We start from the raw sequence: 8,641 nt of genomic DNA on the forward strand, positions 1-8,641 counted from the left end.
CGGCCGCACCCAGAGCAAACACTCGTGCGCACGGTCCTGGTACCGGCGCCGGCCCTGGATCTGGGCCGGTGGTTCTGGTGGCCGGGCGCGCTGTTCGACGCGCCGGGCCGCGGAATGCGGCGCGTCAGGTGTCGCGCGAGGCACGGGATGCGGCGCGCGAACCGGCGTGATCCGTGGGGCGGGAGGGCACGGCGTCAGCCGCCTTCCCGCAACGCCCGCGCCGGCTGCGCCCGCAGCGCGTCGACGGCGATGCGGGCGGCGGTGCCGATCACGGCGTCGGCCGCGGGCAGGATGGCCGCGGTACCGGCGGCGCGGGTGAAGACGGCCACGGCGTAGCGCCCGCCGTCGGGATATTCGACGACGCCCACCTCGTTGCGCAGGGTGGGCAGGCTGCCGGTCTTGCCCGCGACGTGGACGTCGTCGAAGGGGAAGCCCGACGCCATCCGGTGCGGCCAGACCTGCAGGCCCAGGAGGCGGCGGATCGCGGCACCGTGTTCGGGGGCGCAGGCCTCGTCGCGCCAGACGGCGGTGAGCAGCCGGGTCATGTCGCGCGGGGTGCTGCGGTTGCTGCGGGCGGGGTCGAGCGCCCGCAGCCGTGCGATGACGTGGGGGTCGGTCAGCGCCTGCGCGCCGCCGGGGCCCGCGTCCTCCTTCATCGTGGCGAGGAGTTCGCTGAAGGTGTGCCGCGCGTGCGTGCGGTCAAGGCCGAGCGCGGCGGTGGTGGCGTTGACGGCGTCCAGGCCGACGCGTGCGAGGAGGAGGTCGGCGGCGGTGTTGTCGCTGACGGCCATCATCAGGAAGGCGATGTCGCGCAGGGACATGCGGACCGGGTCGAGCATCGCGGAGAGGCCGGTGGGCCCCGGCGTGCGCAGTCCCGCGGGGCACTCGACCTGTTCGGTGAGGTCCAACTCCCCGTCCGCGGCCTGCTGGTGGAGCGTCACGAGCAGGCAGAGCTTGTGCACGCTGGCGGTGACGACCGGCTGGTCGGCGCCGGCGTCGAGCTCCGCCCCGGAGTCGATGTCGACCGCGTGCAGGCGGCCTGTGACACCGGCTTCGGCGAAGGCTCCGCGCAGGAGGCCGAGAGTGTTGCTCACAGGTAGTACTCCGCTGCCGGGCGCAGATGGACGGGGCGCGAGGGCAGATCGGTGGTCACCGCGGCAGTTTTCCACATCGCGTGGGTGGTGGCCTCCGCGAAGGCGGTGACGGCGGCGTCGCTGCGCCCCTGTGGCCAGGCCACCGAATGACGCAGGGCCAGCGGCGCGCCCGCCAGCGGGCGCCAGACGATCTCCGGGTCGTCGGCGGCCGCGTCGGCGGAGCGGGCAGCGCGCGGCCGGAAGGCCACGGAGTTGGCCGAGCGGATGAGGCCCCGGATGAAGCTGCTGCCCTGGCCGTGCCGGATGGCGGCGGGGGTGTAGCCGTTGCGGGCACAGGTGGTGAGCAGGTCGTCGTGCAGGGCGGGGGCGTTGGCGCGCGGGAAGAGGATCAGGTCGTGGTCGCCGAGGGCGTCCAGCGGAACCTCGTCGAAGGCGGCGGCGGGCGCGTCGCGCGGCAGCAGCACGCCCAGCTCGCGCCGCAGGACCGGGCCGAGGCCGAGGCCCGTGACGTCGCAGGGGTGGTGGATGAGCCCGACGTCGAGGTCGTGCGAGGCGAACCGGGCGAGCTGCTCCGAGGTGGACAGTTCGTGCAGTTCCAGCTCCACGTCCGGGTGGCGCCGCTGGAAGTCGGCCAGGATCTCGGCGACGGTCTCGCCCGCGATGTCGGGCGGCAGCGCGGCGCGCAGCAGTCCGGCGTCGCCGTCCCGGATGCGGCGGCTGGTGGCCATCAGGGCCTCGGCGCGGGCCAGCAGCTCGCGGGCCTCGTCGAGGAGGAGCATGCCTCCCTTGGTGATCGTCACCTGGCGGCTGTTGCGCTCGAAGAGCCGGACCCCGAGCTCGCGCTCCAGTCGCTGGATGCGCTGCGACAGCGGTGGCTGGGCCGTGCCGAGGCGGGCGGCGGCACGGCCGAAATGTGACTCTTCTGCAACAGCCACAAAGCACCGGAGATGCAGTATCAGGTCCACGAACAGGGACGATATCGCAGATTAATCAGTACGCACTCCATATCCATCTTGGACACATGGGCCGCGGAACTGCTCTCCTCAGGCCATGAACAGGACATTGCGGCACATAGCCGTCTTCTGCGGGGTCCTCGTGCTGTCCTTGCTGGTGCGGGCCACGTGGGTGCAGTTCGCCCGGGGCGACAGCCTCGCCGAACACGCGAAGAACCGGCGGGTGCAGATCGACACGTTCAGCAGTCCGCGCGGCGACATCGTCGTCGGCGGCAAGGCGATCACGGGGTCCGTGGCGACGCCGGGTTCGGACCTCAAGTACAAGCGCACCTTCAAGGAAGGCGCGATGTACGCGCCGGTCACCGGGTACTTCTCCCAGGCCCAGGGCGCGACGTTCCTCGAAGGCGTCGAGAACGACGTGCTGAGCGGCAAGGACAGCAGACTGCTCGGCAGCACCCTGGACGCCCTGACCGGGGAGAAGCCGCGGCCCGGCGACGTCGTCACCACCATCGATCCCAAGGCACAGAAGGCCGCCTACAAAGGGCTGACGGATCTCGACGCCAAGGGCGCGGTGGTCGCCATCGATCCGCGCACCGGCAAGATCCTCGCGATGGCGAGCACCCCCTCGTACGATCCCTCCGTCTTCGCCGGCATCTCCGGGAAGGACGGCAAGGCGTTCAAGGAGCTCGACGAGCGCAAGGACAAGCCGCTGAACAACCGGGCGACGCGCGAGACCTACCCGCCCGGCTCGACGTTCAAGATCCTCACCGCGGCCGCCGCCCTGGAGCACGGCACCGTCACCGACATCGACGCCCCGTCCGGCGCCCGGGCCCCCTACCGGCTGCCGCTCAGCAGCACGGAGATCGGCAATGTCGTCCCGAACTCCCAGTGCGACAAGGTCTCGATGAAGACCGCCATGCAGTGGTCGTGCAACAACGTCTTCCTGGACGCGGCGCTCAGGACCGGCAAGGACAAGATGCGGGAGACCGCGGAGAAGTTCGGGTTCAACCAGGAGCAGTTCACGCCCGTGCGTTCGGCGGCGAGCGCCTACCCCGAGCGGCTGGACAAGCCGCAGACCGCGCTGACCGGCATGGGCCAGGGCAGCGTGACCAGCACGCCCCTGCAGATGGCCATGACCGTCGCCGGGCTCGCCAACGACGGCAAGGTGATGAAGCCCTACATGGTGGACGAGCTGCGCGGCCCCGACCTGGGGCTGATCGAGAAGGCCGAGCCCGAGGTGCTCGACCGGGCCGTCTCCGTGGACACCGCGAAGAAGGTGCAGGCCATGATGGAGCACACGGTGACCGACGGCACGGCGGACAAGGTCCACATGGAGGGCGTCACCGTGGGCGGCAAGCCGGGCACCGCGCAGCACGGCGCGGACGTCCGCGACGAGCGGCCGTACGCATGGTTCGTCTCGTACGCCAAGCAGCCGGACGGCACTTCACCGGTGGCGGTCGCGGTGCTCGTCGACCCGGAGGACATGGACATCTCCCGCTCCGAGATCGCGGGCGGCCGCCTGGGGGCGCCGATCGCGAAGGCGGTCATGGAGGCGGTGCTCAAGCGCTAGCGCGGGCGGGCAGGGCCGACCGAGGGGCCAACTCCCCTTCCGATGGCCGGTGTTAACGAATGCTGCGGGGCCGAGGTACGCCCTCCCCGGGTGACAGCCGCGAGCTGACGCACCATGATGGGTGCGTCATGAAGACTTCGGGACCGGTGCTTCGCTCCCGGCCGCGCGGCCGGCACATCACTGCCGCGCGGCCGGGAGCGTCGGCATGGCCGACGGCGGCGATGCGGCCGGGACCGGCGGCGCGTCAGACGTCCCGGCCCGTCGTCCTCTCGCTGGCGAGCACTCTCTTCGCCGTCGCCACGTACCACTTCTTGTTCGGTCCCACGCTCGGCCCGGCGCCTTCGTGGGACACCAGGACGGTCGCGGCGGCGGTCCTGTTCCACGCCGCGCTCTCGCTCCGCCTCGCCCTGCCGCAGGACGGCGGCCGCACCCGGTGGACCTTCGTCCGAGGCGACCGGAGCCACGCACCGGCTCCCGCCTCCCGGCCGCCGAACCCGCTCGGCGGCTCCCTGACGCGGATGCTGCGCCTGCTCTGGGCCTTCCTGGCCCGGCTGCTGCGGCCGTGCCGCGCGCCGCTCTCCCTCGCCCCACCCGGCCCGGCTCCGGCACACCGCCGCGGGCGTCCGGCCCACGCGCCTTCGCTCCCCCTCCTCCTCGCGAACACGGTGGTACGGCGGGGTCCCCCGGCCCGCCCGCCGCTCACCGCCTGACCCGGCCCGCAGCGCGTCCACCGCGCCGGCCGACGCGGACGTGAGCGGCTCCGGCACGCCGACTCCGCACGTTCCGCTACAGATTTTCGGCGCCGCACCGAGCCGTGTCCGCACCTCGACACCGCGCGCGGCCGCGGCGCCAGGAGGGACCTCCATGTCCAAGACCGTCGTCGTCATCGGCGCGGGTCCGTACGGCCTGTCCGCCGCCGCACACCTGCGGGCACGCGGCATCCCCGTGCGGATCTTCGGCGCCCCCGTGGCGAGCTGGGCTCGGCGCATGCCCGCCGGGATGCTCCTGCGGACACCGCCCGCCGCCACCGAGCTGGCGACCCCGCGTGAGGGCTTCACGCTCCAGGACTACTGCCGCGACGCCGGAGAGCGCAGGCTCGACACCCACGACCAGGTGCCCGTCGGCCTGTTCCTCCGGTACGGACGGTGGTTCCGGGACCGGCTGGTGCCTCGCGTAGAGGACGAGCGGGTGGCCGCGGTCGACCGGGGCGCGGACGGCTTCCGCGTCAAGCTCTCGTCGGGCGAGGTGCTCAGGGCCGGGGCCGTCGTCGTGGCCACCGGGCTCACCGGATTCGCGCATCTGCCCGCGCCCCTCGCGGCGGCGGCGTCCGGCGGGCCCTCGGCGCTCGGCCTGATCTCGCACAGCTCGCAGCAGACCGATCCGAGCAGCTTCGCCGGGCGCAGCGTCACCGTCGTCGGGGCCGGCCAGTCCGCGTTGGAGAGCGCCGCTCTGCTCCATGAGGCGGGCGCCGATGTGCAGGTGGTGGCGCGCGGCGCACGGGTCCGGTTCGACGCGCCGCCGTCGTCGGGACCGCACTGGCGGCCCGAAACCCCGGCGGGCCGTTCCTGGGCCATGTACGGCCTGACCCGCCAGCCCGCCGCGTTCCGGCGGCTGCCCGCCGCGGCCCGGCTCCGGTTCGCCGAGCGGGCGTTGCGCCCCGCCGGGGCGTGGTGGCTGAAGGAACGGTTCGAGGGCAGAGTGCCCGTCCTCGCGCAGCAGCAGATCACGGCGGCGCAGACGCACGGCGGCGGGGTCACCCTGCGGACGACGACGCCGGACGGACGCACCCACACCGTCGAGTCCGAACACGTCCTGGCCGCCACGGGCTACCGCGTCCAGCTGGAGGCCCTGGAGTTCCTCTCCCCGGAGCTGCGCGCGGACCTGATGCGCATCGGCGGATTTCCCGTCCTGGACAAGGGGTTCTCCTCCAGCGTGCCGGGGCTGTACTTCACCGGGCCTTCGGCGGTCGCGACCTACGGCCCCGCGATGCGCCTGGTGAGCGGCACCCGGTTCGCGGGCCCTCGGCTGACGAAGTCCGTGGCCGCGTGCTGCGACGAGTGAGCACGCCCCGCCCCCCGCAGGGGGCCCGTGCTCACTGCGGTACGAGCAGGGCGACGAGCCGCTCGGTCTGTGCCCGGGGGTCGGGCGCACCGGCCCAGCCCCCGGTCATCAGGAGGTGGTGGACGGTGCCGACCAGGGCGAGCGCCGCCGTGGCGGTGTCGGTGCCGTCCGGCAGGCGGCCGAGCCGCAGTTCGGCGTCGAGGTAGTCGGTGAGCGCGTGCTGGATCGCGTCGAAGCCCGGGGATCCCTCCGCCAGCGCGTCGCGGATCTGCTGGGAGGTGGCGTTGCTGGTCACCGCCAGGCCGACGACTCGGGGGTCCAGGGAGTCCAGGAGTCCGAGCGCGACGCCGGTCAGGTTCGCCGCCACGGTGTCCTGACCCGCCCGCCCGGGGAGCCCCTGGGCGTGGGCCGCGGTGCGCGCGAACCGGTCGAGCACGAGCTCGGCGACGAACGCGTCCACGCCCCCGAAATGCGTGTGCAGGACCCCCTTGGCGCAGCCCGCCTCACTGGTGACGGCCCGGCTGGTGAGGGCCGCGACGCCCTCGCGGGCGACGATCCGCTCCGCGGCGTCGAACAGCCGCTCGCGAAGATCGGGGATGGCGACTCCGCGCGGTGACATGGCTCTCTCCTCGACATCGGCAACAAGGCACCCGGGCCGACCCGTTGCACGTATGGGCGCTCGCCCATACTGTTTGGGCGAGCGCCCATACTAACGTGGTGGGCGCCCCATCCGTCATGCATCAGGGGGCACGGAGTGCGGAACGTCATCAACACCGAGCAGGCGCAGGCGTGGAACGGTTACGAGGGGGAGCACTGGGCCCGCAACCAGGACCGCTGGGACGCAGTGAACGCCGGATTCAACACCCCGCTCCTGGACGCCGCTTCGGTCGGGGAGACCGACCGCGTCCTGGACATCGGCTGCGGCGCGGGACAGACGACCAGGCTGGCCGCACGCCGGGCGGATGGCGGCCACGCGCTCGGCCTCGACCTGTCGGCGCCGATGCTGGCCCGGGCGCGCCGCGCCGCCCGCCGCGAAGGCCCGGACAACGTTTCCTTCACGCAGGGCGACGCCCAGGTCCACCCCTTCGCCCCGGGCACGTACGACGTCGCGATCAGCCGCTACGGCGTGCTGTTCTTCGCGGATCCCGTGGCCGGGTTCGGCAACGTCGCCCGCGCGCTGCGCCCCGGCGGGCACGCGGCGTTCGTCTGCGGCGCGTACCCCGAGGACAACGAGTGGCTGCAGGCCTTCGCCGCGCTGGGCGACCTGCTTCCCATCGGCGGCTTCGGCGCGCCCGGCGCGCCCGGCATGTTCTCCCTGGCGGACGTCGACAGGACCTGCGAGGTGCTGTCCGCCGCCGGGTTCGAGGACGTCGCGGCCAAGCGCGTGGAGACGTACGGAACATGGGGCCGGGATGCCGCCGACGCCGCCGCGTTCCTTCTCGGCTCCGGTCCCGGACGCCATCTGACGAGCCAGGTCGCCCCCGAGGTCCGGGACCGGGCGCGCGAACGGCTGACGGACGTCCTGCGCCCCCACGAGGCGGACGGCGCGCTGCGACTGCGCAGCACGGCGCTGTTGGTGACGGCGGTGCGGGGTTCGAGGACGGGCACGGCCGATCTCTGAGCCCTCGGAGCAGCGGGGCGCCGGGGCGAGTTGAGCGCGCGGCACGGGAAGCGGCAGACCAGGGCACGGCCGGGGTGTGACGGGGTACCCGAACGTCCCGCCGCCGACGATCGCTACGATGCGCTCCGATGAGACAGTCGCAGTGGACCCGCGCCGCCCGGCACAGCTGGTGCCGCGTCGCGTCGGCCGCTGCGCTCGTCTCCCTCGTCACCACGTTGTTCATGTGTCTCGGCCCCGTCGCGCCCGACGGCGGCCACGAAGGCACGGGGCACACGGCAGCCGCCGCCATGGCCCTGGCCCCCGACGACTGCGCGACGCCTGTGGAGGGCTCCGACTGCCCGGCCGAAGAGGAGTGCTGCGCACCCTCCGCCCACGGCGTACGAGCGGTGCCCGGCCCGGCCGCACCGTCCCTGTCGGCCCTCCACCACCAAGTGCCCTACCCCCAGGCGCTGTCGGCGCCCGGTACCGCGGTCGAGGAGCCCTCGACCCGCGGCTCTCCCGACCTCCACATGCTTCAGGTGCAGCGGACCTAGGCGGACCCCCGGCAGGGCGGGACCGCGGATGCGGCCTGCCCCGCGCACACGGCGTCCACCGACACAGACACCGCCACCACCGCCGCGCCCCCGTGCGCGGGGACAAGGAACACCCATGGCCAAGGCCAAGTCCGGCAATCCCAACAAGCCGAGCAAGAAGGCGGCCGCCGCCGCGCGCAAGGCCCGTATCGAGGCGATGCAGCGCGCGGAGCAGGCCCGCGAGCGGCGCAACCGCATCATCACCGTCTCGGTGAGCACGGCGATCGTGGCCGGACTCATCGGCTTCGGCGCGTACGCGATCAATCGTGCCAACGACAAGGAGGAGCAGAACACCGCCGCCGCGAAGAAGCCCGTGCGGGGCGAGAAGACGTGGGACGCCAAGAAGCTGGGCCGCGATCACGTCGACAAGACCGTCGACTACCCGATGACGCCGCCCGTCGGCGGGGACCACAACCAGGCCTGGATGACCTGCGAGGCCAAGGTCTACAAGAAGGCGATACCGAACGAGAACGCCGTGCACTCCCTCGAACACGGCGCGGTCTGGGTCACGTACAACAAGAAGGCCCCCGCCGCCGACGTCAAGAAGCTGAGCGACAAGGTCTCCCAGACCTCGTACAGCCTGATGAGCCCGGTCGAGCAGCAGCGGAGCCCGATCATGCTGTCCGCCTGGGGACACCAGCTGACCGTCGACAGCGCCGCCGACCCGCGGGTCGCGGAGTTCTTCAGCAAGTACGTGCAGGGCCCGCAGACTCCGGAGCCGGGCGCCGCATGCGCCGGAGGGATCGAGTCCGCGTGATCCGGGTCCGGCC

The 8,641-nt window shown here is 73.0% G+C and carries 9 protein-coding genes; 6 read left to right on the top strand and 3 right to left on the bottom strand.

Translation table 11 applies throughout. From position 1 onward, the window contains the following. Nucleotides 1-194: 194 nt before the first annotated feature. Nucleotides 195-1,094 carry a serine hydrolase gene (locus AOK03_RS19505; protein WP_055566582.1) on the bottom strand — a complete coding sequence of 300 codons (900 nt, stop codon included), beginning with the start codon at nucleotides 1,092-1,094 and terminating at the stop codon, nucleotides 195-197. Continuing rightward, on the bottom strand, nucleotides 1,091-2,029 hold the full coding sequence (locus AOK03_RS19510; protein WP_055566583.1) for a LysR family transcriptional regulator: 939 nt from the start codon (nucleotides 2,027-2,029) through the stop codon (nucleotides 1,091-1,093). The genes AOK03_RS19505 and AOK03_RS19510 overlap by 4 nt, the downstream gene beginning before the upstream one ends. A gap of 115 nt (nucleotides 2,030-2,144) precedes the next feature. On the opposite strand from AOK03_RS19510, the gene AOK03_RS19515 reads away from it, so the two are divergent. The 3 genes from AOK03_RS19515 to AOK03_RS19525 all read left to right on the top strand — a co-directional run bounded on the left by AOK03_RS19515 (nucleotide 2,145) and on the right by AOK03_RS19525 (nucleotide 5,678). Further along, nucleotides 2,145-3,617, top strand: coding sequence for a peptidoglycan D,D-transpeptidase FtsI family protein (locus AOK03_RS19515; RefSeq protein ID WP_055566584.1), 1,473 nt, complete (start codon nucleotides 2,145-2,147; stop codon nucleotides 3,615-3,617). A 128-nt stretch (nucleotides 3,618-3,745) separates the two neighbouring features. Then, a complete protein-coding gene (locus AOK03_RS19520) occupies nucleotides 3,746-4,327 on the top strand; it encodes a hypothetical protein (protein ID WP_157869003.1) in 582 nt (193 codons plus the stop codon). Between the two features lie 154 nt (nucleotides 4,328-4,481). Continuing rightward, nucleotides 4,482-5,678 (top strand): NAD(P)-binding domain-containing protein, encoded by a 1,197-nt coding sequence (locus AOK03_RS19525; RefSeq protein ID WP_055566586.1) that lies wholly within the window; start codon nucleotides 4,482-4,484, stop codon nucleotides 5,676-5,678. A gap of 31 nt (nucleotides 5,679-5,709) precedes the next feature. Here AOK03_RS19525 and AOK03_RS19530 read toward each other — a convergent pair whose 3' ends face one another. After that, nucleotides 5,710-6,297: a TetR/AcrR family transcriptional regulator gene (locus tag AOK03_RS19530; RefSeq protein ID WP_055566587.1), complete on the bottom strand. Its 588-nt coding sequence runs from the start codon at nucleotides 6,295-6,297 to the stop codon at nucleotides 5,710-5,712. Nucleotides 6,298-6,432: 135 nt separating this feature from the next. On the opposite strand from AOK03_RS19530, the gene AOK03_RS19535 reads away from it, so the two are divergent. From AOK03_RS19535 to AOK03_RS19545, 3 genes are all read left to right on the top strand, one after another. Further along, complete coding sequence (locus AOK03_RS19535) at nucleotides 6,433-7,299, top strand: class I SAM-dependent methyltransferase (protein ID WP_055566588.1); 867 nt, start codon at nucleotides 6,433-6,435, stop codon at nucleotides 7,297-7,299. 128 nt (nucleotides 7,300-7,427) lie between these two features. Then, the gene (locus AOK03_RS19540) at nucleotides 7,428-7,832 is read left to right on the top strand and encodes a hypothetical protein (protein WP_055566589.1); all 405 of its coding nucleotides are present in this window, start codon (nucleotides 7,428-7,430) and stop codon (nucleotides 7,830-7,832) included. A 115-nt stretch (nucleotides 7,833-7,947) separates the two neighbouring features. Continuing rightward, on the top strand, nucleotides 7,948-8,628 hold the full coding sequence (locus tag AOK03_RS19545; protein WP_055566590.1) for a DUF3105 domain-containing protein: 681 nt from the start codon (nucleotides 7,948-7,950) through the stop codon (nucleotides 8,626-8,628). The last annotated feature ends 13 nt before the right edge of the window (nucleotides 8,629-8,641 follow it).

Source organism: Streptomyces atriruber (assembly GCF_001418325.1).
GTDB lineage: Bacteria > Actinomycetota > Actinomycetes > Streptomycetales > Streptomycetaceae > Streptomyces > Streptomyces atriruber.

What these genes read in the sequence shown, in the direction of transcription:
- AOK03_RS19515 (WP_055566584.1), top strand. Translation starts at nt 2,145, where the DNA reads ATGAACAGGACATTGCGGCACATAGCCGTCTTCTGCGGGGTCCTCGTG.
- AOK03_RS19520 (WP_157869003.1), top strand. Translation starts at nt 3,746, where the DNA reads ATGAAGACTTCGGGACCGGTGCTTCGCTCCCGGCCGCGCGGCCGGCAC.
- AOK03_RS19525 (WP_055566586.1), top strand. Translation starts at nt 4,482, where the DNA reads ATGTCCAAGACCGTCGTCGTCATCGGCGCGGGTCCGTACGGCCTGTCC.
- AOK03_RS19530 (WP_055566587.1), bottom strand. Translation starts at nt 6,297, where the DNA reads ATGTCACCGCGCGGAGTCGCCATCCCCGATCTTCGCGAGCGGCTGTTC.
- AOK03_RS19540 (WP_055566589.1), top strand. Translation starts at nt 7,428, where the DNA reads ATGAGACAGTCGCAGTGGACCCGCGCCGCCCGGCACAGCTGGTGCCGC.
- AOK03_RS19545 (WP_055566590.1), top strand. Translation starts at nt 7,948, where the DNA reads ATGGCCAAGGCCAAGTCCGGCAATCCCAACAAGCCGAGCAAGAAGGCG.